At 43.2% G+C, this 25,180-nt stretch carries 22 protein-coding genes and 3 pseudogenes; 7 read left to right on the top strand and 18 right to left on the bottom strand.

Going from position 1 to position 25,180, the window contains the following annotated elements; translation table 11 throughout:
- Positions 1-6: 6 nt before the first annotated feature.
- Entirely contained in the window at positions 7-600 is a 594-nt protein-coding gene (locus tag BP97_RS0132335; RefSeq protein WP_051621109.1) for a class D sortase, read from the bottom strand.
- A 399-nt stretch (positions 601-999) separates the two neighbouring features.
- Here BP97_RS0132335 and BP97_RS0132330 point away from each other — a divergent pair, with 399 nt between their 5' ends.
- Complete coding sequence (locus tag BP97_RS0132330) at positions 1,000-2,220, top strand: MFS transporter (protein ID WP_028552773.1); 1,221 nt, start codon at positions 1,000-1,002, stop codon at positions 2,218-2,220.
- Positions 2,221-2,371: 151 nt separating this feature from the next.
- Here BP97_RS0132330 and BP97_RS0132325 read toward each other — a convergent pair whose 3' ends face one another.
- The 3 genes and pseudogenes from BP97_RS0132325 to BP97_RS38255 form a co-directional block, all read right to left on the bottom strand.
- Positions 2,372-2,965, bottom strand: a complete 594-nt coding sequence (locus tag BP97_RS0132325) for a GNAT family N-acetyltransferase (protein WP_028552772.1) — start codon at positions 2,963-2,965, stop codon at positions 2,372-2,374.
- A 63-nt stretch (positions 2,966-3,028) separates the two neighbouring features.
- Positions 3,029-3,163 (bottom strand): annotated as a pseudogene (locus BP97_RS41815) (NUDIX domain-containing protein); the annotation flags it as partial.
- A gap of 6 nt (positions 3,164-3,169) precedes the next feature.
- Positions 3,170-3,734: pseudogene (locus BP97_RS38255) on the bottom strand (shikimate kinase).
- 228 nt (positions 3,735-3,962) lie between these two features.
- Between BP97_RS38255 and BP97_RS0132315 the strand changes: the two are divergent.
- A complete protein-coding gene (locus tag BP97_RS0132315; RefSeq protein WP_028552771.1) occupies positions 3,963-4,223 on the top strand; it encodes a DUF2164 domain-containing protein in 261 nt (86 codons plus the stop codon).
- A 114-nt stretch (positions 4,224-4,337) separates the two neighbouring features.
- Here BP97_RS0132315 and BP97_RS0132310 read toward each other — a convergent pair whose 3' ends face one another.
- The 7 genes from BP97_RS0132310 to BP97_RS38245 form a co-directional block, all read right to left on the bottom strand.
- Positions 4,338-6,662, bottom strand: a complete 2,325-nt coding sequence (locus tag BP97_RS0132310) for a hypothetical protein (protein WP_028552770.1) — start codon at positions 6,660-6,662, stop codon at positions 4,338-4,340.
- 131 nt (positions 6,663-6,793) lie between these two features.
- Positions 6,794-7,705 carry an N-acetylmuramic acid 6-phosphate etherase gene (gene murQ, locus BP97_RS38250; RefSeq protein ID WP_036746925.1) on the bottom strand — a complete coding sequence of 304 codons (912 nt, stop codon included), beginning with the start codon at positions 7,703-7,705 and terminating at the stop codon, positions 6,794-6,796.
- A 22-nt stretch (positions 7,706-7,727) separates the two neighbouring features.
- Positions 7,728-8,498, bottom strand: a complete 771-nt coding sequence (locus BP97_RS0132295) for an HAD family hydrolase (protein WP_028552769.1) — start codon at positions 8,496-8,498, stop codon at positions 7,728-7,730.
- Positions 8,495-9,316 carry a carbohydrate ABC transporter permease gene (locus tag BP97_RS0132290; protein WP_028552768.1) on the bottom strand — a complete coding sequence of 274 codons (822 nt, stop codon included), beginning with the start codon at positions 9,314-9,316 and terminating at the stop codon, positions 8,495-8,497. Before BP97_RS0132290 ends, BP97_RS0132295 begins: the two co-directional genes overlap by 4 nt.
- A 79-nt stretch (positions 9,317-9,395) precedes the next feature.
- Positions 9,396-10,361 carry a carbohydrate ABC transporter permease gene (locus tag BP97_RS0132285; protein ID WP_081824474.1) on the bottom strand — a complete coding sequence of 322 codons (966 nt, stop codon included), beginning with the start codon at positions 10,359-10,361 and terminating at the stop codon, positions 9,396-9,398.
- Positions 10,362-10,454: 93 nt separating this feature from the next.
- Positions 10,455-11,762, bottom strand: a complete 1,308-nt coding sequence (locus BP97_RS0132280; protein WP_028552766.1) for an ABC transporter substrate-binding protein — start codon at positions 11,760-11,762, stop codon at positions 10,455-10,457.
- Between the two features lie 294 nt (positions 11,763-12,056).
- Complete coding sequence (locus BP97_RS38245) at positions 12,057-12,314, bottom strand: HIT family protein (protein WP_051621107.1); 258 nt, start codon at positions 12,312-12,314, stop codon at positions 12,057-12,059.
- 373 nt (positions 12,315-12,687) lie between these two features.
- Here BP97_RS38245 and BP97_RS0132270 point away from each other — a divergent pair, with 373 nt between their 5' ends.
- Entirely contained in the window at positions 12,688-13,491 is an 804-nt protein-coding gene (locus BP97_RS0132270) for a helix-turn-helix domain-containing protein (protein ID WP_028552765.1), read from the top strand.
- Between the two features lie 8 nt (positions 13,492-13,499).
- On the opposite strand, the gene BP97_RS0132265 is transcribed toward BP97_RS0132270, so the two are convergent.
- From BP97_RS0132265 to BP97_RS0132255, 3 genes are all read right to left on the bottom strand, one after another.
- Complete coding sequence (locus BP97_RS0132265) at positions 13,500-13,889, bottom strand: VOC family protein (protein ID WP_028552764.1); 390 nt, start codon at positions 13,887-13,889, stop codon at positions 13,500-13,502.
- 161 nt (positions 13,890-14,050) lie between these two features.
- The gene (locus tag BP97_RS40505; RefSeq protein WP_156043465.1) at positions 14,051-14,203 is read right to left on the bottom strand and encodes a hypothetical protein; all 153 of its coding nucleotides are present in this window, start codon (positions 14,201-14,203) and stop codon (positions 14,051-14,053) included.
- A gap of 152 nt (positions 14,204-14,355) precedes the next feature.
- The gene (locus BP97_RS0132255) at positions 14,356-14,949 is read right to left on the bottom strand and encodes a TetR/AcrR family transcriptional regulator (RefSeq protein WP_028552763.1); all 594 of its coding nucleotides are present in this window, start codon (positions 14,947-14,949) and stop codon (positions 14,356-14,358) included.
- 216 nt (positions 14,950-15,165) lie between these two features.
- On the opposite strand from BP97_RS0132255, the pseudogene BP97_RS38240 reads away from it, so the two are divergent.
- The 3 genes and pseudogenes from BP97_RS38240 to BP97_RS40500 all read left to right on the top strand — a co-directional run.
- Positions 15,166-16,626: pseudogene (locus tag BP97_RS38240) on the top strand (DHA2 family efflux MFS transporter permease subunit); the annotation flags it as partial.
- Positions 16,627-16,987: 361 nt separating this feature from the next.
- Positions 16,988-17,557, top strand: coding sequence for an NAD(P)H-dependent oxidoreductase (locus BP97_RS0132245; RefSeq protein WP_028552762.1), 570 nt, complete (start codon positions 16,988-16,990; stop codon positions 17,555-17,557).
- 573 nt (positions 17,558-18,130) lie between these two features.
- Positions 18,131-18,286 (top strand): hypothetical protein, encoded by a 156-nt coding sequence (locus BP97_RS40500; RefSeq protein ID WP_156043464.1) that lies wholly within the window; start codon positions 18,131-18,133, stop codon positions 18,284-18,286.
- 139 nt (positions 18,287-18,425) lie between these two features.
- Here the strand turns inward: BP97_RS40500 and BP97_RS0132230 are convergent, their stop codons facing one another.
- The 4 genes from BP97_RS0132230 to BP97_RS0132210 all read right to left on the bottom strand — a co-directional run bounded on the left by BP97_RS0132230 (position 18,426) and on the right by BP97_RS0132210 (position 24,266).
- Entirely contained in the window at positions 18,426-18,818 is a 393-nt protein-coding gene (locus tag BP97_RS0132230; RefSeq protein WP_028552761.1) for a VOC family protein, read from the bottom strand.
- 65 nt (positions 18,819-18,883) lie between these two features.
- Positions 18,884-20,245 carry a sodium-dependent transporter gene (locus BP97_RS0132225; protein WP_028552760.1) on the bottom strand — a complete coding sequence of 454 codons (1,362 nt, stop codon included), beginning with the start codon at positions 20,243-20,245 and terminating at the stop codon, positions 18,884-18,886.
- Between the two features lie 222 nt (positions 20,246-20,467).
- Positions 20,468-21,640 (bottom strand): MalY/PatB family protein, encoded by a 1,173-nt coding sequence (locus tag BP97_RS0132215; RefSeq protein ID WP_028552758.1) that lies wholly within the window; start codon positions 21,638-21,640, stop codon positions 20,468-20,470.
- A gap of 139 nt (positions 21,641-21,779) precedes the next feature.
- On the bottom strand, positions 21,780-24,266 hold the full coding sequence (locus BP97_RS0132210; RefSeq protein ID WP_028552757.1) for a trypsin-like peptidase domain-containing protein: 2,487 nt from the start codon (positions 24,264-24,266) through the stop codon (positions 21,780-21,782).
- A 263-nt stretch (positions 24,267-24,529) separates the two neighbouring features.
- On the opposite strand from BP97_RS0132210, the gene BP97_RS0132205 reads away from it, so the two are divergent.
- Positions 24,530-25,006: a hypothetical protein gene (locus tag BP97_RS0132205; protein ID WP_028552756.1), complete on the top strand. Its 477-nt coding sequence runs from the start codon at positions 24,530-24,532 to the stop codon at positions 25,004-25,006.
- Positions 25,007-25,180 lie beyond the last annotated feature (174 nt).

The following is a 25,180-nucleotide window of genomic DNA, read 5'->3' as shown; positions in this document are numbered from 1 at the left end:
TTCTCCTCACTCAATACTCCGTGTCTCCTTATCCAAAACAGCCTTTACAATAAGACGGTGAGTTGGATTGTATTTAGGTTCACACGTGATTAGAGTCATTTCGGCCTCGGCCTGGTCCTTTTTTTGTTCCAATACCGATAAGTCATCCGGTTCAACAAGAAATTTAGAAGTAACTGTATACTTATATGAATGCTTTGCCGTATCAACTACAATACGATCACCGGATTCCAGCTCATTCAGACGGCTGAATTGTTTGCCAAAGGTCCAGCTGCGGTGTCCTGCGACAACAAAATTCCCCGGCACACCTGGACTTCTATCAGATTCAACAATCCCTACTCCCGTTTTCAAAGCTTCGGGATCAGCGCCTTCTATTATCGGCTCCCTGAGGTCAAGCTTGTCGATCTCCATAGTCCCTCGTACTGCAAATCCATTGATGTAGATCGGCTCTTCTGGCTGCTCTGGACTTGATTCCTGCTTCGTTACCTCTTTATAAGATAAGGAAGAGGGCTGCAAAGGAAGCATTGTCGTTACAGGAACAGGTGACTGCGCTCGTAACGAATTCCATTGCTCCAGCATGGAGTTTCTCTGTCTCTCTTGCATATAACGATCCCACCACGGATACAGCATAAGGACTATTCCGCATCCGCACAGCAATACCACTGCGATGTTTCGCAGCTTTTTCAGATGAATGGGGCAGCACCTCCTACACCTTGAGAATGTAGATGTTGCAGGAGCATTCACTCCTTTCTCACCCAAACTTCATAGGAATCTAGTTTGAGTTCCTATTTGTGCTTTCCTTTCAGAATACGACCGCAGGTTCCTTAATATTCCAGCAATTTAATAGGGATCTATTTGATTTTTTCTGAAATCATTCACCTGCATTCGTCCAAACCTGCTATACTAACACAGGAGCCTACTGTACCTATCGATGGCCGGCAATATAGAAATGGTCACGAGTGTACCAAGATAATAAATGGATAAGGAGACTATATAACCGTTATGAGTTCGTCAAACAACCTAGAACCATCCTCACGCAAAAAGAGACTGTTCCCGCTTTCGCTCTTATGTCTTACCTTGGGAGCTTTCGCTATCGGGATGACCGAATTTATTATTATGGGTCTGCTGCCCAATGTGGCCGATGATCTTCATGTAACCATTCCTCAAGCTGGACAGCTCATTACAAGCTATGCTCTTGGCGTTGCAGTTGGAGCACCCATATTAACCGTTCTGACTCATCGGATTCCGCAAAAAAAGCTGCTTACATTGTTAATGTTCATCTTTATCATAGGTAACGCGCTTTCCATGATTGCGCCAGTATACTCTTTACTGATAGCTGCCCGGGTTATGACCGCCTTCGCTCATGGTACTTTCCTTGGCGTTGGTTCGCTGATCGCTACCCGATTAGTGCAGCCTGACAAGCGTGCAGGTGCCGTATCTGTCGTGCTGGCAGGGCTTACGATAGCTAATATTATCGGTGTCCCATTCGGTACGTTTATTGGTCAGCAACTAGGATGGCGTGCCTCCTTTGGCGCAATCACCATTCTAGGAATTATTTCGCTGATAGGCATCGTTCGTTTTATTCCCTTACTGCAGCAGGAGAAAATTTCCGACTTAGGGCAGCAATTTCGCAGTTTGATCAATCCTCAAGTGCTTCTAGTCTTACTGACAGGTGCCCTTGGCTGCGGCAGCCTCTTCGCCGTGTTCACTTATATTACGCCTATGCTGGAGACGATTACTGGATTTGCGGAGCATAGTGTGACTTGGATATTGGTATTGTTCGGATTTGGAGTGACTATCGGAAATATGGTCGGAGGGAAGTTAGCGGATTGGAAGCTTATGCCTTCACTAATGGCTAATTTTGCACTGCTGGTCGTTATTCTCGCTCTATTAACTGTGACCCTGCATAATCCTTATACAGCTATCATCACTGTCTTCTGTTGGGGTGTCGCGGCGTTCGGCATCATGCCTGGCATTCAGATTCGGATAATGAATTTGACTCGTGAAGCGCCGCTGCTTGCAGCAACCTCTAGTCACTCAGCACTCAATCTGGGTAATGCAGGCGGAGCTTATTTAGGTGGACTTGCCATAACCTTTACTGGCCTGCCCTCCGTGCCATGGTTGGCAGCTCTTCTTGCCGCACTTGCACTCATAGGAGCAATAGTCAGCTATCAAACGGGGAAAAGATCAAGTACTAGTACGTCTTTACCACAATCAGCGTAAATCAGTCATGTCAATTCATGCCACTGACCGGCAACGGCGGTGGTTTTTATTTTATTCTTGATAAACAAAAAGAGCTGAACAGCAGCCATCTTCGTGATGACCTCGGCTCAACCCGCTCGATAACCTTGGATTGTTTAGAAAATATTCATTGCTAAATGGGCAAATCAATTTTATTCAAAATGTAATAATGATATTGTTCATTGTTGATCTCTATTTGATCCTTATACAAAAATCCGCATTTTTGGATCACAGAATTTGATGGAATGTTTTCAACCAGAGCGATCGCATTCAGTACTTCGATGTCAGTATTCTCGAACAAATATCGAATGAGCCCTTGTGCAGCCTGTGTGGAGTAACCTTTATTACGATGATCTTTGGAGACAGCATACATGATCTCCCGGTTCGGGGCAGGCAGTTCGTCTTTCATACCTGTACAGCACCAGCCAATGAAGTCCCCTGTTTCTTTTAATACAATTCCTAAGCGAAGGCGAAGCTGCCCGATATTACCGCCTTCCGAGACCGCTTGTAAAAACTGTTTATTTTCTTTAATTTCATAATTGACCATCCAGTCTAACCTGCGTTCTTTGGATACATTCCATCCAGGCAAATATTGATGAATTTCAGGCTGATGAGTTAGCTCATAAAATGTATCCAGATCCTCCAGCAAGTATTCCCGGAGTACGATATCTTTGCATTCTATTGTAAAAATGCTGTTTTCTGTTTCGCGGCCATGCTCATTTTCCATCATCTTGCTCCTGACATTAGGTTGTACAATTTCTTCTGTTCCACCGACTATTTCTGCTCTAAGTGTGATAAAAAGCGCATGTTCTTGTTTCTTATCAAATATACATTCGTTTATTGCAGCAACCCCGAAAACTTCTACATCAAGTCCGGTTTCTTCTTTAGTTTCTCTAATGGCTGCTTGTTCTAGTGCTTTTGGGATTTTGATCTATAATTCAAAGCTTTCCTTAATGATTCTTGCCACTTCTTCCGGACTGATCTTGGTGTTATTGATCTTAATATAGTTCTCCTTAGTAATTTCTCCATCATAAGAGTTTAATCTATGTTTTTCCATTGACTTTATTAATTCCTGCTCAGACCATTCAACATTTCTTTTAGTAGGTTTATGCATTAATCTATGCGGACTTTTGTTACGTTCAAGTCTTTCATCTAATCCCGCTTCAAGTTCAGCAAAATAAACCACTCCACCCTTTGATTCAAAAATATGACTAATTTTATTGATATATTCCCAATCACCTTGCATATCAAGTGCCCATACATACAAAAGTAAAAATTAAACCAGCTAAATTACTCTTTGATACTTCTTCAAAGATTTCATGTCTAAATAAACTAACTAAACGCTTACCTGCCGGGGTACCATAGCTAAAAAAAGGAGAAACCAATTCAATAGTCATATGGTTATGAAAAAGTTTTAATTCCGTAATTTTTTCTAGCTCCTGCCCAACTGTCATTTTCCCGACTGCTTGTGGACCAAATATTATAATAAGTTTCATAATATTATCTCCTTTTTTGATCCTGTATTTTACAGATCCAGGTCTTGAAAGCTACTTAATGTCTCTCTGATATTACAATCTGGATCTCGATCACGATTCTCTCCTATTATGGATATCCCTTTCATTATATCAGCCTTTGTAAATATTGGTAATTAAAAACCTTTTACGTTATAGTAAACGTAAGAAGCATTTGAACCACAATACACTAACCTTTGGAGGACAACAGCAATGCTACCTTTAAAACTACCCAAAGAGCAAAAGCTGCAAATGATATCCAGCCTTCAAGACTATATGGATAATGAGTTTTCTATCCAAATGGGACAATTAGCAGGCGAAACCTTTCTAGATTTTATAACGAAAGAACTTTCACCCTATATTTACAATCAGGCCTTGTCCGATGCGCGTAAGCTCGTTGAGCAGAAAATGACTTCCATTGATGAGGAACTATATGCTCTGGAGCAACCCTTACCTTTAGCAAGAAGAAGTTAACGACTTCATTTCTTAACATAGTAAAAAAACGAAAAGCCTCGAATATGTACTCGAAGCTTTTTCGTTTTGCTCAATTATGTCTATATTGAGTTCAAGCTGGCTAGTCAAAGAAAGTTATGGTGTGTAGTGGACATACCATCTGGATATTGGACCCACATTGGTACGGTTCACTACATGAAAAACAGATAGCAGTGAGATCCGGTATAAGCCCGCTCCATGATTTAAACTTAAATCCTGACTGAATCGGCCTTGATGGAATGGCGCTTCCGCTTCTCCATCACTAACAAATGCTTCTCCATTCCAGAATTCAGCCTTAAGAGTCAAGCCGCTGCCTAATTCATGGTTCACTATTCCCTGGGCATGGATTGTTTTATTCTTAGTTTCCACATAGCCTTGCTGCGGCTTCTCTAATTCAATATCACTGTATTGAAACATGGGGTCATTCGGAGGGTGCTTTACGCTGAGCTTTGATTTTACATAATCTCCCGAGAGCTCCCAATTTTGCTGCCATAGAATACGTTCTCCGATTTTGAAAACAAGAGTCAACTGGTTTAGTCCCGGTTTGACTTTTCTTCCGATTTCATAGTCATATAATGCTGACTCATAGGTCAATTGAATAGGTTCTTTTCTATTGGATGCGGCATTAGCACCCTCGAAGTTTTCTTCCTGGTCTGTATCATATATAAAAAGCCCACTAAAAGGTATCGTTATGCCATTATTACCTGTCGTGAACAGGGTATCATACAGCAATGCGGACATCTTGAATTCGTCCCCATCCGAAGATTCCGGTATAACTGGCTGCTTAACATCATAGTCCATTTTACTGAGCTGAACATAACGTCCTTGCGGATCTTTGGACACATTAGCCCCTAGCATCGTACTCATATCATCTTCGCTGAGATACAGCTCGCCATTTAGTTCTTGAACCTCTGATCTTAACGGTACTGTTCTTCGGCTGCTCTCATTCCATAACGTTTGAGCCGTCTTCTCTCCGGAATGAACTTCAAAGGAATATCCTTTCCAATCCCTTAGTGTCACAATTCCATCTTTATTAGGCCCTTCAATTCGGTAACTAAGCCTGGAAGCGAGATAGTTAAGGCTGTAGTAATACTGATTATTCAAAGCGAACCCAACTTTTTTATCCCCTTCGTACAACTGATAGTCTTTAATATCTACCTGTGCATAATAGCCCTGCTGTCTTGCAACTTGCAAGTCGTTCTCGCGACCTTTTATAAGAATACGGTCCTTGTTGGGATCGATAGGGAACCATCCCTTACCCATAAAGGAATCAATCTGATACCAGCGTTGATGTGAACTAGGATCATCCCAGTACGCTAAGGCTTGAACGACTTGTGGAGCAATCACCGTTGAATCCAATGAAATATAACTACCTGGAAAACGAAATAACCGTGTTGCATCTGAGCCGAGTTTAACCGAATCCTCTGTAGATTTAGCATCTTCGGGATCTGCATATTTTTTGTTGATCCAGCCTTCATTATTTCCTTCTCGAACGTGGTACCAAACCCCTTCCATCCAATTCCCAAGCCCGGCCTCTGGTTCAATTTTCTCCAAAGGTGTTAGGATCTGCGGCTCCAACATCTTCAGTTCTTTATCCTGATAAGGCCACGGGGTGTCGAATAGCGGCGTCGGCAGCTTGAGCGGAACGGGCTCCGTATTTGGAATAACGGTTCTTCCACGGCTCATTGTCCATTTCGCCCCATGCTCTGTTTCCACCTTATATGAAGTCCCAGCCGGTGTTGCAAATTCACCGATTTCGTGAAGACTTGCATTCCCAGTGCTTGCCGGTGGATAAATAGCCGGATTGATTATGGGTGAATCATATAAAGCTGCGCCAAGATGATAGGAGTAACGGTCAACCTTCTGTATCGTGCCGATTTGCTCAAAAGGCAAATGAATCCATTGCTCACCGACCCAGCTGGTTTGGATCTTCAGCCATTTGGGGGATTCTGGGTATGAGTTTCTCAGAAACCACTGTGATTCGGCATAAGTCACCTTGACATCTTGGGGAGAGAGGACCGCCGTAGGCGTTGTCGTTTCATCGGGCTTCGAGTAAATAGGTGTATTACTTAGCAGAGTTACGGTCTCTGGAGGATTAACATCGATTCCACTAGGATAAGTGTATATCCAACGTTCACCGAGCCAGGTATTGATCTTAAACCAATTGGCATTTGTCATCCACCCCGGTTCACCCTCTACGACCTCTACGGTCTGAGGAGTAAGCACTCCATCTGGTTTATGAGAAAGCGTGTCCGGGTCACTATAGAAAGGCGTTTCCTGCAGAAGTATTAGCTTAGACGGAACATGATGGGCCTCAGGCTTCTCAGTAATGACATTTACAGCAGCTCCGGCTGAGCTGTAGCAAGCTATAGACGTCGGCACACCTATTGCCACAGCTAACACAATTTGTTTCCATACCATACGATCACTCCTTCTTGAAAAAAACGAGCTTTTTCCCATTGTCTGCCTTTCATTAGACGCTGTTTTTCAGGAGAAAGTTTCGCCAGACAGAAAAAGACTGCCATCTTCATAGCAGCCTCTTTCAAGTAAAATTATTTAAGTTTCCTTAATAAGTTGCAAGCATGTCCGAAATGTCCTTTTGTTTCCTTCAGTGCTTGCATCGCTTCTTCATAACTGATCTCATATTGGAGCATCAGGATCGCCGCTCTTGCATCACCCTTAGCTTGCTGCGAGGCGCTTGCCGCGATTTCTTCACTTGCCCCGGTCGCTTCCTTGATGATCCTAACCACGCGATCTCTCAGCTTTTCATTGGTTGCTTGCACATTGACCATGAGATTACCGTATACCTTGCCAAGCTTAATCATAACGGCGGTTGTAATCATGTTAAGGACCATCTTGGTTGCAGTTCCTGCTTTTAAACGTGTAGAGCCTGTTACAATCTCCGGACCAACCGGTACTTCAATTGAATACTGAGCCTCGGCACTTATTGGAGTGTTCTGGTTGCAGCTTAACGCTACGGTTAAAGCTCCAATTCGTTTGGCTTCTCTCAAAGCCCCTATCACGTAAGGAGTTGTCCCGCTCGCTGCAATGCCAACCACCACATCTTTGCTGGTTATTTTCTTGGCCAGATCGTTCCTTCCCGCTTGCTCATCATCTTCTGCATTTTCAATTGATCGAGTAATCGCTCGTTCCCCACCTGCAATCACCCCAACGACAAGCTCCGGCTCAACACCAAACGTAGGAGGACATTCCGAGGCATCCAATACCCCTAGCCTTCCGCTTGTACCTGCCCCAATATAATAGAGCTTCCCTCCGTCAGTCATGATGTGAGCAATGGCTTCAATCGCATTTGTAATTTGTGGCAGAGCAGCGTGAACGCACTCCGACACAGTATAGTCCTCTTTATTCATAAGCTCGACTATTTCACGAACCGATAAAGTATCTAAATGTAACGATTTATCATTTCTTTGTTCGGTTATTAATAATCCCGCTTGTGTCTTCACCTGAAGTTCCTCCTTGACGTTATCATACACACTCCAACAGTTCTTCCATTCGGTACAGCACATATGAAGGAACATATTCGGAAGGATACGGATTCATATCCACATGTGAATTTTCCGCCTTCAGCTTCTTCTCGCAAATTCCCATAAATTCAGTCGTTTCAGCACGTTCCTTCGGACGATAAGCCTTCAAGGATTCAGGCAGCTTATGGTATATGAGCACCGATGGTATTCCTGATTTATTGGACAAGTAGACATCGTGATCAAGACGATCACCCACATGAGCCACGATCTGCCCACTGCGCTGGAGCTCCCGAAGTATATTGACATCCGGTTTACCGCAGCCGGCTTTTTCAGGAGTAATAATTTCATCAAACCACTCACTTAGCCCGAGCTGCTGCATAACCGGATATTGGTATTTGTAAAATCCATTCGTTACAGTGGCCAGTGAATACCCTTTTTCCTTAAGCTGCTTTAAAACAGAAGTAACATTTTCCTCCAGCAAAAATATTTTGGGCGTTACCGAATGATCTAACACCAGTTGTTCCACATTGATATCCAATTCGAGCTGAAGCTCCTTCAGCAGCTGCTGAACCATGTCATCCCAATCGTAGGCCTCCACGGTCCGGTTCTGCTGCATCCGCAGTTCATGCTCTCGTACTAATGCTTCTGTTGATTTGAAGGGTTGTTGCAATTGTTTTGAAATTCTTTCTTCAATCGCCGGAAACACCCATTTGCCAAACGGATTTTGCATTAAGGTGCCATCCAGGTCAAACGTAATCCATTTTTTCATCATTTAACCGCTCCTGTCGTCATTCCCTCAATAAATTGTCTGGAGGCAAATAAAAATGCAACGATTAACGGCAGCGATGATAAGGTCAAGCCGCAGAATAACAAGTTCCAGTCCGTATCGTATTCTCCAAACAAGGTCAGCATGCCGAGAGGAATTGTTCCCAATTCCGTACTTTTAATAAAGATGAGGGGGTAAAAAAAGTCATTCCAAATTCCAATAGAGTCTACAATACTAACGGTCGCCAACGCCGGTCTCATCAGCGGCAAAACAATTTTATAATAAACCTGAAAATCATTACATCCGTCAATCCGCGCGCTTTGATCCAAGTCTTTAGGCAGCGTACGGAAAAATCCATAAAACACAAACACCGCAAACGAGATGTGACCGGCTACATAGACGATAATTAGTGCGCCATGTGTATCCAAAAGCTGTAGCTTCAGCATCATCATATAAAGTGGCGAAATGGCCAGCTTCATTGGAAGCATCAGACCAAGCATAAAGAAGAACAAGACGAAGCCGTTCCAACGAAACGTATACCTGGCCATGTAAAAAGCCGCCATAGAAGATACCAGTAATACTAATAGGACAGAAGCTGCCGTAATAAATAAGCTGTTTAAGAAATATTCTGAGAAATGAACCTTTTCCCACACCGTTACGTAATTTTCGAAAGAAAATCCGCTCGGCAGGCCCAATGGGTGCGTTATGATTTCCTGCTTTGTTTTAAAGGATGAAGTGATCATTAAGAAAACAGGATAGATCGCAATGAATGAAAATAAAGCCAATATGAAATATTTTACACTTTGCTGCAGTCGAAGTGCCATGGGTTACCTCCGATGTATTTTTACCACAATCCTAAGTTGAAGTTCGCGTAAGCGGTAAGGTTTGGCTCCACGCACCGTTTTAATGCTCGACTTCTTTCCGTTTAAAGAAGAACATTGAGATGGCAGTTGCTCCTGAGATCAGCAGCAGTAAGATGACAGCTAGTGCGGAGCCTAAGCCTATGGACTCTCCCCCGCCCACCGAGCCGAATGCCAAACGGTAAAAGTAGAGACCGAGCACATCCGTTGAGAAATAAGGTCCCCCGGATGATCCCTGCATGGCAAAAATAAGTTCAAATGTTTCAAAGGCGCCGATAAACGTTAAGATCGACATGATCATAATAGATGGCATAGCTAATGGGATCGTAATTTTCCACACCATCTCGAAGCCTGTTGCTCCATCGATCTTCGCCGCTTCATAGATTTCAGGAGATATAGCCTGAAGTCCGACTAGAAAGATAAGAATGGCAAAGCCGAAGCCATACCAGCTGTTCACAAGGATAATGGTGTAGAGAGCCGTATTCGGATCTCCTAGCCACGGCTTAGCAAGCTCTTCAAGTCCAATGGAGTTCAAAAACGTGTTGAGCGCCCCATACGTTGGATTTAATACTAGACTGAACAGAAAGCCTACCACGATGACCGAGAGCAGCTTGGGGATAAAAAATAATGTTTTAAATAGCTCTTTTCCCCGTATTTTGCTGTTGATCAGCAGGGCCAGGATAAAAGCTACGACAAGCTTCGTCAACATGGTCCCTACAAAAAAGACTACGTTATGCCCAAGCGCTCGGGTAAAGGTTTCTTTAAAGGGAGATTCCGTGAATAGTCGGACAAAATTTTGCAGACCGATAAAGTCCCCCCGCACAAGACCTTTCCATGAGAAAAAGCTATTTAGGAGCGCTTGAAATATGGGATAAATCATAAAGCCTAAATAAAATATTAATGCCGGGAGTAAAAACAGGTGAACCAAATGCTTTTTGTAATGCCTGTTTTTCTTGACGGGCGACTTCAATGAGGTGATTTCCTCTGTATGTTCGACACTTGTAGCCATAGTCAGCTCCTTTTTCATAAAAAGGCTTCATCGGTGAATGAACTGTCCCTGTGGGAAGAAAATGAAGCGTGAAAGCAAACACCGTTTACACCATTATTTTTGAGGCTTAAACCATTTATCTGCAGATGCTTGTGTATCCTCAGCTACTTTCTCCGGTGTCAGCTTGCCAATGTACATGCCTTGCAAAGAATCTTCAAAAGTCGTCTTCGTCGTCGGCGTACCTTGGCTGAAGCTGGTCAAGAGCAAGTATGGCGTGCTGTTTTTCTCACTAAAAGCGGCCATTTTCTTGAGCTGCGGATGCTTAGGCTCGACTCCTTTAACTGGGCTTACACGGGTAAGCTCATCGCTAAACATTTGACCAAACTTCTTAGAAGCCAAAAATTCAATGAATTTGGTTGCTTGTTCTTGATGCTTGGAGCTCTTGGCAATACCGTAGGATCCATCTACCCAAGTTGCAATCTGAGCAGGCTCTCCTTTTTTAGCGGCAAGTCCTGGAATGAACTCTACAGGAAACGCAACTTTATTAGCTTCAAAGGTTTCCAGTCGTTGGCTACCGTTTATGTACATGGCAGCTTTCCCTGTATAGAACAAGCCTTGTGCATCTTTGTCCTCAATCGCTATGAAATCTTTAGGGAAAAATGCTTCAAGCTGCTTCATACGTTTAATCGATTCAAGGAATTTAGGATCTTTGAAATTGGTGCTTCCTTTAAGCAAGGCTTGTAAGTATTCAGTTCCACCGTAAGCACTAGGTCCGATTACCGTATGGGTCGTGGAAAGTAAGTATGCAGCTTTACCCGACTGAGCGATTGGTGTTATATTCTTCGCTTTCAGGGCCTCACACGTTTTTACGAATTCATCCCAAGTTTCCGGAACCTGCAGCCCATTGTCGTCAAAAAGCTTCTTGTTATAGAAAATAACAGCATTATTTAACATTAATGGAATACCGTATACCTTCTTATCCGAGCCTCTTGCCGCATCCAAATAGCTGTCAGTGAAATTCTCAATTCCCTTTACCTTATCCAGTGGTGTCAAATAGTTAGCATCCGCTAGTGCCTTGGCGCCGTCATAAGGACGAAGCTGTAAAATATCCACTCCGGTTCCCGACTGTAGTGAGTTAGCAAGAATTGTGTTGTATTCTGTCGCTTTATAAGGCTTAAATTCAATCTTAATGTCCGGGTTATCCTTCTCGAACTCGGCAATGAATTTGGCATAGCCATCTTTATCCTCCGGTCTCCAGCTGTACATAACCAGCTTTACAGGATCCCCTTTTGGTTTGGCTACTTCACCATTTGCGGCAGGTTTGGGGTCAGCTGGCTTGGTAGCGCTTCCACCACTACATGCACTAAGAATAGAGCTTAATAGAATCAACATGGAACTAAAGACCAGAGTATTTCTTTTCATGTTATCGTGCTCCCTTTTTATATATTTACAATTTCTTAACAGAATTATATAAAACATTGTGTCATAATGTAAACCTTTTTTTGAAATTTTATTTCACGAATAATTTATTCATGTAATTGTTGGGTTAAACCCAGTGTCCGAAGAACATAAAGTTATAGACTGGATTTGTTGGTCCTCACAATGAGTTGAGAGAAAAAGGACCGCTTTGAAGAAGTATTCCCCCAAGGTTTCGATCCAACTAAAATTTCAATTTAATAAAGCGAAAAGACAACTAATGATGGTTGTCCTTTCGCTCTATAAGTCAACAGTATGATCGATAACTTTGTCCTGCCCGTTGCCGTCTTGACTCACTCTAATACCATCAGGCTTATACACGCTTTTTAAGACAGTTGAGATCATTTTAGTGGCGTCCATGATACTGTAAGCAGTTTCTTGGTCGATTTCATCAATATCCAAGTAGTGTTTTTTAGGAAGGATTAGCATATGCCCTTCATTAAATGGAGCAATATCTAGTACACAAGTAATAAGTTCGTTCTCAAATATAATATTCAAATTAGTTCAATTCCATTTGCAATCCTACATCCTAAGCATTCCATATAGTAGTGACACCCCCCGCTTTAAAAGAAGATTTTGTTGTTATTTAAGTATGATTATTCGACTACTCTAAAAAACTCTCCTGCCTATTAACATAACGAGGCCACCGTCCATGCCGGTAACCTCGTGTTGGTTGTTTAATATGCTATCGTTCTCCTTAGCTCAATGATTTGTGTACGGTTCACCACGAATGGCGGCAAGTTATTGACACGTGAAAGACCGCCATCAAAAAAAATAGTGGAGGGTTCATTTCCAAAATTATAACGCCTGACTGTTATGTTATAATATTCACAACAATCCCCTAAACTGTTTTATCCTGGAGAGATTATTGATGCAATCGAAACTCGGCAAACCCATCGGACTGTTAAATGTAAATAAGGAAACCCCCAAATTTTCTGTCTCCCTTCACTCGCCCTCTGCCGATCTAACCCATTTTATCGAACATTACTGGGTTGTCTGCTGGGATCTTCGGGGGCAAGAACCGCACCTACAGGAAAACTTGCCTCATCCCTCCGTTCATCTTGTGTTTGAAAAAGACAACTCCCGAATTGTGGGAGTCGTGAAAGGGAGATTTTCCGTTCTTCTCCGAGAACAAGGTGCAGTCTTCGGCGTCAAATTCCGACCCGGGGCCTATTATCCTTTTCTGAAAAAAAACGTTTCAGAAATTACAAACCGTATGGTACCTTTCCGAGCAGCTTTCGGAATGAGCAGTAATGCATTGGAACAACAGCTTTTTGCACAGGAAACCGCGGAACAGATGATTCCTCTAGCAGAATTTTTCATTCGGGAACGGCTCCCTGAACCGGATATCCATATCGATTTTATCAATACTATCATCCAAGGTGTCATTTCCGACAGAAGCATCGTCAAAGTTGACGATATTGTAAACCGATTCTCCATTCCAATGAGACAACTTCAATTGTTATTCCGTCAATATGTGGGGATCAGTCCCAAATGGATCATTCAACGCTACCGACTTCACGAAGCGGTAGAAAAAATGACCAACGGGGATATTCCCGATTGGTCAAAACTTGCTTTGGATCTTGGTTATTACGATCAAGCCCATTTCATTAAAGATTTCAAATCCATTATTGGAAAATCTCCAGAAGAATACACCAAGCTGCAGGGTGAATAATTCCAGACTTATAACGGATGCTTGTATAGTTCAATCACGTTGCCATCGGGATCCCGTAAATGGGCGACTCTGGCATTCCAATTCTTTTGATCATGAGGCTCGTTGAGGAATAATGCTCCTTTATTCTTCAAACCGAAGCAAACCTCATCGACTTGATCCACCGCAAAACTGAGTAAGAATTTCGATTGTAAATCCATGTCAGTTGGAAGGTTTTTTTCGCCAATCACTTCGGATATCTGATGACGGGAAAAGATTTCGATTTTAGTTTCGCCGGTATTAAACGATGCGAACTGCATCCCCTCAGCATATGTTCCTAGTGGTAACTCCATCACATCTCTGTAAAACGATACACTCTTGTGAAAATCATTGGTTATCAATCTGATTTGCGATAGCTTCATTGTTTCACTACCTCTCTCTACAGAATGGGAGTAAACCGATATTATAAGGTTTTCCTATGCCCAATGTAACAAAATCATGAAATTCTGTATTGTAAAAACACGAAAAACTTGTCTTGACATGTAGGAGGGTTCAGCATATCCAATTAAACTCACCTACCTGTTTAGTATAACGCGGCTGCCGAAATTGTACCGGCAGCCGCGTCGTAGTTGTATATTAAGCTATAGTTTCCCGTCACTTCCACTAACTCATTTGCAAGCGATAGTCCTCTGAACTCATCCAATATATGTACTACTAATTTCAGCTTCATCTTCATTTATCAATAAGTCCATCCATGTTACCCTCTAGTGACCATAAAGTGTGGTGAAGCATCAACAACCAGACCGTGATAGAATTTCGATTTTTCAATGTATTTTTTGAGTACAGATCCTCATAATATCAACATCCCTTGGTTTCCCGCTCGCCCTGCTAATCGTTATTGCGGTTACGAGGTGACAGCAGAGAGAACTGCTCGGTAAGAAAAAGCGGCGTATACGGCATGTCGTTGCGAAGCCATCCAACAATCGTACCAATCATGGCAGAAGAATAATACCCTACGGCAATGTCCATAGGTATGCCGGTTTTCGAAATATAGGAGTCGCTCCCTATTTTTCCTAGTCTTTCAGCAATCGAACCTGTTAGAAGCTTTAGCAGACGTTCGGTAAAGATAGGAATTTTTCTTGATCCGAGAACAATTTTATAAAACTTAGCATGTTCAGCAATGTGCTCGAGCAAATTTACCATCATGGACGAATCTACTTCTTCTAAGGAATTCATGTTCTCAGGTGTTTTGTTTAAGATCGAACGAATGTCCTCCATCATTTCCGCCGCCATCTTGTCCAACATATCCGGAATGTCACGATAATGCAAATAAAAGGTAACTCGATTAATAGTTGCTTCTTCCGCCAGGCGATTTATCGTTATTTTCTCAATATCCATTTCCTGAAGCAACTGAATAAGGGCATCTTTAAGCAGTTGACGTGTACGAAGTATGCGGGGATCTAGAAGCTTGTTATTATCCATCATTCTTTCCTTTCCTTATGCCGTATAAGATACAATTTCAGTATTTTGTCTATTATCATCAACAAGATACAACTACATAATCCGTACTTACGTGAACAAATTTACATTATCCATAATGTGTTACTTGTCAGCACATTTTATCAAAACTATAATCTAATTTATACAATGTAAATTATACAACACAATGTAAATTAAATAAATGATTTACTTGGGAGGATGATCAGCTTGAAAAACAACAATTCATCGGTCCAAAGCAGCATTAAGAAGGGGCCGATTTTATTCGTAATGATTCTGGGTGCCTTTCTCGCCACGCTGAATCAAACCGTCATGACCGTCGCTATTCCGGAATTAATCGGGGAATTCAATATTTCGGCGGCAACGGCCCAGTGGCTAACGACAGGCTATATGTTGGTTAACGGTGTACTAATTCCGATCACAGCATACCTAATGCAACGGTTTTCCACACGTCAGCTGTTCCAAGCTTCAATGTGGATCTTTCTTGCCGGCACGATCGTTTCCGCGATAGCCTCAGACTTTCCTACCCTTTTAACAGGGCGAATGATCCAAGCAGCCGGTGCTGGCATTATTATGCCGCTGCTCACGAATGTCATTTTGACGATCTTCCCTCCCGCGAAGCGGGGCGCCGCGATGGGTATGGTAGGGTTAGCCATCATTTTCGCCCCTGCGATTGGACCGGTGATTGCCGGTTACATTCTTGAAAGCTACGCTTGGGAAACGATGTTTTATGTCATGATTCCGTTAGCTATTATTGTCATCGTCTGCGGTTTGATCTACTTGAAAAATGTTTCAGAAAGGATCATTACCAAATTCGACCTTCTTAGCATCGTTTTTTCTACCGTCGGGTTCGGAGCATTGTTGTATGGCTTCAGCCGAGCAGGCAGTGAAGGGTGGTCGAGCCCCGAGGTAATCACGACGATGGTTGCTGGGCTAGTGGCACTCGCCCTGTTTACCTGGCGGCAGCTCACTTCGAAGAATCCGCTACTGGATCTCAGGGCATTCAAATATAACATGTTCACCTTAACGACCGTAATTAATATCGCGGTTACCATGGTTATGTATGCAGATATGATGCTGCTTCCTTTGTACTTACAGAATGCTCGTGGCTACAGCGCCCTGGAATCGGGTTTGTTAATGCTTCCCGGCGCCATCGTGATGGGCATTCTAATGCCGATCACTGGAAAACTGTTCGATCGTTTTGGAGCAAAATGGCTGGCCATTATCGGATTGATCATTACGATCGTCACCTCCATTGGTTTTATCAACTTGACGGATTCGACCAGCTTTTCCTATCTGATACTAATGTCGACTGGACGGCGCATTGGTATGGCCTTGCTTCTGATGCCCGTGCAGACCGCTGGACTTAATCAGTTGCCGTCCAGACTGAATGCGCACGGAACGGCGATCTCCAATACGATTCGGCAAGTTGCCGGGGCCGTGGGTACCTCTCTGCTTGTAACGATTATGACTAGCCGTACGCAATCGCATCTTACGGATCTGATGCCCGTAGGGGGAACGCACAGCATGACGAAAGAGCAGATGATGATGGAAGCTTCCATCCAAGGGATCAATGATTCGTATGTTGTAATTATCGGGTTCGCCGTGATAGCTCTACTGCTTTCGTTCTTTATCAAGCGTGTTAAAGAAAATTCCGAAGAAGACCTTTCTCAACAAGAGAGGGAAGTGGCGCCCAAATACAGAAAAATAGAGCGATCTGGAGATATTGACCCTGCGGATCAGCAAAGTGCTGACGATGAATTTCGTAATGCAATTAAAGGATTTTTAAGTAAATCTCAATTCTCGAAAGACGATGAGCATTTTAACGATAAAGAATATAGGATGGCTCTTCGTAGGTTGAAGGGGAATGTTAAGGAAGCGAATAACGAGGAAGTAATTGACGATAAAGGATATCGAGAGGCTCTTAAGAAACTTCAAAAAAGATCGAATTTCTAACTTTAAAAACGATGGGATATTTCAGAATTAACATTTAATCTACAAATATATTGAAGGAGGGTAAACGATGAAAATTTATATCGTTTATGATAGTGAGGTTGGTCATACGGAAAAGCTTGCTAGATCCATAGCTAAAGGCGCTAACAGTGTTGAAGGGACAGAGGTTTTTATCAATCACGTCAATAATGCAAATATTAGGGATCTTGCAGAGATGGATGCCATCATCTGGGGATGTCCTGGACACTTTGGCTCCATTAGTTCCGGCTTAAAAGCATGGATCGATAAGCTCGGTTTTTTATGGGCACATGGGAAATTAGTTGATAAAATCGGTTCAGTATTCTGTACAACAGCAACCGTCCATGGCGGTATCGAAGCAACTTTGCTTAACTTGATTACGCCGATGTTGCATCAAGGCATGATGGTTGTCGGGTTACCGGCTAATATTCCGGAGAATGCTTTTTACGGCAGCTATTATGGAATAGGGATTACATCTCCTGATGAAGATAGCGACGATGAGCTCAGTCATTCATTATATGAGAAGGGTCTCACACTTGGCGAAGCCCTAGGGAAACGTGTGGCCAATATGACAAAAACTTTAGCGACAGGGAAGAAACTTCTTTCTAGCAATCAAATTTGAACTGTCCCGTCAAGTAGACAAGTAATAAAATAAAATTGTTTAAGCTGCCTTAGTCCTAAATTCAACTGGACTGGGGCTGTTTAATTTAGCTATTATAATCGGTCGTGGTTGAAGAAATCATTGTCTTTCTTAAGCAATGTTGGAATTTCATGATTATTTGTTTCCCATCGTTCAAAAAAAACGGAAGCATCCAGCAGATGACATTATCTCTGACTTGACTAAAGCTTAACTAGAGGGGAACAATTAACAGATGAAGAAAGTGGTCATGTCAGCACTTGGACTGCTCGGTGCGGGAAATGAAACGACAACGAAACTCATTTCCAATATCTTTTATTGCATGCTGTTGACAAGCCGGGCATTTATCAGGAGTTGAGAACCTATGTATCATTAGTTCCCAATCTGATTGAAGAGTTGCTGCACTTCAGCATGCCGCCCCCCTTAATGAAACAAAACTGCTTTAGAATTCCTGTAAAATGAAAATTTGGTATTTGAACAAAAACGAGCGCCTCAGTACGATGGGGTTACGCACGAGGTCAAAAGCCTCAAAAAGCCCATCTAGGAGGTCGCTCTAACATGAAGTTTAAGACACAAGACAAACAAAATCAACCCATAGAAAACATTACCGCTCATCATCTGGTCGTTGGCGTAGACATCGCTCAAGAAGTCCATGTCGCGCGCGCTTTATTTTCTTATAACACCCAGGGATCTTTTCTTCCACAGTCAGGTTGAAGAAGGGGCACTGCATAGGCCTTTAGAGATGCCAGTACCTTAGTCAGTCATAAAAAGAAAAATAAAAAAAGAAGCTTGCTCAAGGCAAGCTCCTACTGTATTGCTCTTCATTAGCTGGTATTCCAGTTCGTAACAGAAATTACATCTGACCCAATTGAATGAGGTTGCCACAGGTATCATTGAAAACAGCTACGGTCACAGGCCCCATCGCTGTGGGCTCCATAGTAAATACTACTCCTAGCTTTTTCAATCGTTCGTACTCTTTATGAATATCCTCCACGGCAAACGACGTCGCTGCTATCCCCTGCTCAAAAATTGCCTTTTGATACGTTTGGGCAGTTGGATTGTTGTTTGGCTCTAAGAGCAGCTGAATATCTTCGGGTCCTTCGGGTCCCTCCGGTGAGACAACAGTTAACCATCTGAATTCACCTGCCGGCATATCCATTTTCTTCACAAAGCCAAGTACCTCCGTATAAAACTTTAAGGCCTTTTCCTGATCGTCAACAAATACGCTAGTCAGATGAATTTTCATGTCGTACCTCCATTGTCTTAAGTTAGAGGATGCAAAAATACTGCAGGAACGCCTCTATTGTCCATTTAATCAAAGGATATGATCCCGATGGAATACAGGAAAATCAACAATATAAGGATTGGATTCACTATACGCAATAAGAACATCCATATTTTGTACCATGCTCCGGTCAATCCTGCTTCTTCCCCGGCTCGCTTCCAAGCGTATCCAGTAAATAAGGTAATGATAAGACCACCCAACGGCATTAAAATATACGAAGTTGTAAAATCAACAACATCAAAAATCGTTTTTGTCCCCACCTGATACGGGTTCAATATACCTGAAACCGAGAGTGCGGATGGAACGCCAAATATAAAGCAGAGGATCGAAGTATATAAGGTCGCTTTTTTACGATCCAGATTCCATCTATGCATCACAAACGATACCGGAACCTCCAATATCGATACAGCTGAGGTTAATGCCGCAATGGCAAGCAGAAGAAAGAACAAACCGCCGAAGAAAAAGCCGAAAGGCATTTGCGAAAAGGCTACTGGCAGTGCCATAAACGCCAGCCCAACGCCTTCTCCCGGCTTCAGTCCGTATGAGAATACAGTCGGGAATATAACAAGACCGCCGATGAATGCATAAATTAAATCTCCTAGGCCAATGGCTAGAGTAGCTGTTCCTAGGGACTGCTTCTTATCGACGTACGAGCCGTAAGTAAGCATACATCCAAACCCGATAGATAGAGAAAAAAACGCGTGACCTAAGGCCACAAGAGCCGCTTCTGAATCTAGCTTAGAAAAGTCCGGCTTCAAGAAAAAGCTTATCCCTTCTTCCGCACCTGGGAGTGTCACTGATCGAAACATAAGTATAATTAAAATGATCAAAAATCCTGGAATTAGTACTTTATTGAATTTCTCAATCCCGCCGGAAATCCCCCTCGCTACAATCCAACCGGTTAGAATCACGACAAGCCCCTGCCATACGATAGGCAAATAACCACCGGCGAAAGAGACAAACTTCTCTTTATAGTCAATACCCGACTGAAACAGCATTCCGGTGAATGATTCCAGCGCATAATGAACGGTCCAACCAGCAACAACCGCATAGTACGACATGGTCAGAAAGGCGCATAGGATCGGAAGCAGTCCGAGTACGCTCCAATATTTTTTTCCACTTAAATTAAATAATGAGCTCGATGCATTGCCCCTACCACCACGGCCAATCGTCATCTCCGCAAGCAGAATCGGCAAGCCGACAATTAGCAAACAAATAATAAATAATAGGAAAAACGCGGCACCGCCATGCTTTCCTGTAATATACGGGAATTTCCACATATTACCTAACCCAACAGAGCTGCCTATCGCCGCAATAATAAACCCTGAAGTGGTAAAACGGTCTTTCGTCCCCTTCTTAAGAGATGTCTCCGATGCCTTATTACTCATGCTGTTATCTCCAATCCTTTCACTTTCACAAAAATAATAAAAACGTTCACTTCAGCAATTATTGTTAAGTTTTCCTTATTATGCTCATCTTTCGCTTCATTAAATCCCTCCAGTCTAGATTTAACTCCTAAAGCATCATGAAGAGACGGTTCAATGGAATTGAACCGTCTACGCAACCATATGAAACGAAGCCTTGCTTGTCCCACTTGTTAAATCTGCATCTTATTTTGCGTTGGCTGCATCACAAAATTGGCGCAGTGCTTGCTCCAATATGGATCTCGGACACGCAAGATTCATTCTGAGCCATCCTTCGCCCTCTGTTCCGAATACGGAGCCTTCGTTAAAGGCTACTTTGGCTCGACGATACATTAAGTCCTTCAATCCTTTAATATCCAGACCAAGCTCACGGCAATCGATCCATAACAAATAGGTGCCTTCCGGTCTTAACGGCTTGACCTGCGGCAAATGCTTAGCTAAATAATCTATCGCGTAATCAAGATTCTCTTTTACATAGACCATCATTTCATCAAGCCACTCTGCTCCTTCACGATAAGCAGCTTCAACCGCATCCTGGGCAAAGTGTTGTGCCATATGCAAGCTGAGTGTTTTGAGTCTATGTTCAATTTTCCGCCTTAGATTAGCATTGGAGGCAACGATAAATGAGGTATGGAGCCCGGGCAAATTAAATGTTTTTGTAGCTGCCAGGCAAGTTACGGTAATGTTAGCAAGCTCTGGTGACAATGAAGCGAATGGAGTGTGAGTATGACCAGGGAAAGTTAAGTCACAATGAATCTCATCAGAAATAACTGTAACCTGATATTTCAAGCAGAGCTCTCCCAATCGAAGCAGCTCATCCTTCTCCCATACGCGTCCACCCGGATTGTGGGGACTGCAGAAGAGCAATAGCTTGGCACCGTCTTTGAATAAAGACTCCAGATGTTCATAATCCATCTCGAAGCGCCCGTTACGTAGTAAAAGCGAGTTTTTGGCCACTTTACGCCCATTGCTTTCAATGACGTCATAGAATGGATAGTAAACAGGAGTTTGAATAACAACCGAAGCCCCCGGCTCGCTGAAAACTTCAACTGCCAGGCTTAAGGACGTCACAATACTTGGCGAGTCCGTAATCCAGCCCTGTTGAATATCCCAATGATGGCGTTCACGGAACCAGCTGACGATGGAGTCGAAGTAACTATCAGTACGGATGGCATAACCGTAAAGCCCCAGCTCTGCGCGTTTCTTCAAAGCTTCTTTGACAGCGGGCGGGCTTGGAAAATCCATATCGGCAACCCATAACGGGAGTATATCCGTTTCTCCGAACAGCTTCTCGCTTTGGTCCCACTTGTAAGAACGAGTGTTTCTACGGTCGATCAAATGATCAAACGAATGACTCAAGACATACCACCTCATGTTCATTATGTAATATTTCAATAGATAGAATTGTACCTAATGTAGTACTTAATGGACGGTTTGTCAATTAATAAAGAAAGGGTCCCCTCTTCGGAAACCCTCTCTTTTGATTGTTCAACCCTACTTATTTCGTCGAAAAAGTAACGGAGTGTAGCGCATCGTTCAATCGTTGCCATTGTTTGTCCGTCTTCACAGCGTCATTGATCCGTAATCGAATCGTATATACGATTCCGTTTTTGGCTAGTACATATTCGTTAAGAGTATAGGGAACATTTTTGCTCTTGTACTGCACCGCAAATTTCTTAACATCGATGTCGAACATGGATTCATCCGTCTCAGTGTACTTGTAGTTCGCGTCATTCTCCGCGTTTTTCTTATACTCCTGTTCAGTACGATTGAGGACTTCCTCCAGACTAGAACGATCGTCTGCCGATACGCTCAAGCTGCCGCCTTCAAATGCGAAGAACTTGCTTGCCGTGTCTGAGCTCCCTTCAATCCCACCATCAAACCACAGTTCAGGCAGCTGTACGGAATATCCGTACTTATTATTCGTAAACGTAACTTTCCGTTCAGGATCAATCAAATCATCTTCATCCTGAATGATGCTTAATGAACGGTTCATTGCTTCTTTAGGGAACTGTATCGAATTAGACCAATCTGCTATCTGCTTCTCAATAGTCTCAATACTGGACGCTTTTGGATAGGTCATACTAAGTTCGTATTTATATTTGTCCTTTATAATATAAATCACGTAGGCTTGCTTCCACTTGTCTCCCATTGTCCAGCTATAAAGATTTTGAATGGCAGGTGCTCCGCCAATCGTCATTTCCTTAGTTCCCTGAATTTCACGATATTCATCCACATATGTATTCTTAAACTCTTCTTCTTGTCGTGCAGCCCAATCAACAAGAGTATCACCGGAAGCAGCGGAGCTTACTTGTACAGAAATCGTTTGGTCACCATCCTTGTTTTCGTAGTCATTGCTGCCGAAATACTCTCTTTTACTCCATTCCTGCGGTAACTCAAAGGTCAGACCATACTCTGTTGATACCGTATTTTTATCCTGATAAACGGAGATGTCCTTTAACGAACTGTTCTTTTCATCGTACTGAAGAGAGAATGAATCCAGTACATCGGCAATACTATTGCGCTGAGCTGCGCTATTCTTACTATCACTGGTGTTCACGAATAGTATTGCATAATAGATTTTATCACCTTTCAAAAATGCCCGAGATTGATAATACATCCCGCTTGAATTCTCTCCGACTACTTTGGCATACGGCTGTGTGCCAGGACCTTCATTGACATATCGCTTCTCCAATATCGTATCCAGCATGGATTGGGTATCAAGCTTTCTTAGCAGCCCTAAGGGAGACAAGTCCTTACTTTGCTTCTCTTGGATACGAATATTGATGGCATAATCGCCTTTGGCATCCTCGAACAAAATGTTGTCACCTGTGGCTGATTGGTTTGTTTTAACAAGACCCGAAGGATACTTCATCGACCAGCCGAAATGGCTGTCACCAATCATCGTCTTCCCTTGATCTGCATCAATGTAGGAGCCATCGGAATCTTGTACAACATTGGAGCTTCCTGAGGTGTCTTCTCCAAGCACAAGATCAAGGCTTTTGGTATCAGTGCCGGATTGCAGCTTCAGCTGTACTTTATCCCCAGGCAAATATTTCTTCAATGCTTCATTATACTCAACCATATTATGTATTTGTGCGGAATTAATGGACAGAAGCGTATCCCCTTGCTTAATGCCAGCCTTGGCCGCTGTTGAGTCCGGTTCTACGTAGGTTACCTCAAGACCACTGCTGTTCGGAAGTCCGACTACGGCTTCCCAGCTTTCTGCAAGCTCCAAACTTAATGTAGGGCGCTTCACTTTACCGTATTTAAAAAATTGATCAAGAACATATTGCACGGTATCCACAGGAATCGCAAAGCCCAGGCTATCTACGCCGTATTCAACATACTTCATGGTGTTAATGCCGATGACCTCACCCTTCATATTAACAAGTGCTCCGCCGCTATTGCCAGGATTAATGGCCGCATCGGTTTGTATCAGTCTGTATTTTGACTGCACAGACCGTTCCATCCCACTAATAATTCCAGAGGTTACCGAATTTCGAAGTGCAAAGGATAAAGGGGTCCCGATAGCCATGACCGACTCGCCAACATGAATCTCGGAGGATGAAGCGAAACTTGCTGGAGTAAGTCCGTTTGCCTCGATTTTAACGAGCGCCAAATCACTTTCTTCATCGAAATGAGTAGTCTTGCCAGAGTATGACCTGCCGTCAGAAGTCACAATCGTCAAGTTGCGCATGTTCTTCACAACGTGAGCATTGGTTACTATATAGCCATCAGCGCGAACGATGACCCCCGTTCCATGTGCTAGTTGGTATCTGTCAGACTTTGATATTTTCTTGTCATCACTCGGTCTGCCAATAATGGCAACGACAGAGGATGTCGTCTTCTCTACCAGTGTCGGAATTGCTGCTCCGCTAGGCAATGCATCTGCATAAACTGGAGTAACCAGCATTGTTGCGGCAACCATTACTGCAACGGAACCTTTCATGACTTCCTTACTCAAACGCTTCATTCTCTTCATTCACCCAAGTCTCCCTATCAGCTGTTAGTTACTATATATCCTAAATCTTACCTACTCTTATGTGATTCCGCAAGAAAAATTAGTAAATACTAGTTTTATAGGGTTCCTCTTCCTAAATAATACAAAAAAACATCCACAGCAGCGCTGAATGCGTCACTGTGGATGTTACTAGAGTTCGGAAAAAAGCTGCTCTTTTAATGTCTGAGCTCTACCATTAGCTGCTTGATCCGCTTGAACGCGAGCTGCTAGAGGAGCTGCTGCCTATGCCGCCCTTGGAAGCCGATGTCCCGCTTGATATGCTGCTGGACGACTTGCTGCTCGAAGATCCCGTACTTCCCGAGGAAATGGAAGTCCCCTTTGAACCTGAGGAGCTCGAAGTGCTTGTCGAACCAGAAGAGCTGGATGAACCGGAGCTGGTCGCATTGGAGCCTGTTGTGCCGGTATTGCTTTTAGGAGCTGTAGTTGCATTACTCTCTTTGGTCGTACTACTGGTATTCGATGACGACGTAAAGGAGCCAGATCGTGATGATGTCGAAGGAGTCGGAGCAGGTGTAGCCGTTGGAGTGCTCTTCGCCGCTGGCGGAGCATTCCTTACATCCGTTCCTGTATTTGTATTCGGTCTGGTGTTGGTAACTGGCTGCTGCCCAGATCTTCCTAAGCTGCCTGCCGCTGCGCCTATAACCGCACCCGCCAAAGCGCCTGTAAGGAGCCCAGAGGAGATGGACGATTCTCTTCCATAATACGTATTACCATTATGTGTATAGGCATAATCCTTGTCATACGTATCACCTGAATCATCACATTTATTGTCGTTGTTATCATCTTGACAATAGTCATTTTGTGTTCCGCCATAAGGAGGTGCACTGGGATCACCCGGTTGTTGGGTTGGACTAGGAGTGGCTGCTACCTGCTGC

The sequence above is a fragment of the Paenibacillus sp. UNC451MF genome (assembly GCF_000686845.1).
Taxonomy (GTDB): domain Bacteria; phylum Bacillota; class Bacilli; order Paenibacillales; family NBRC-103111; genus Paenibacillus_S.
Note: the sequence above shows the minus strand (reverse complement) of the source record. Positions and strands in the feature narration are given on the sequence as shown.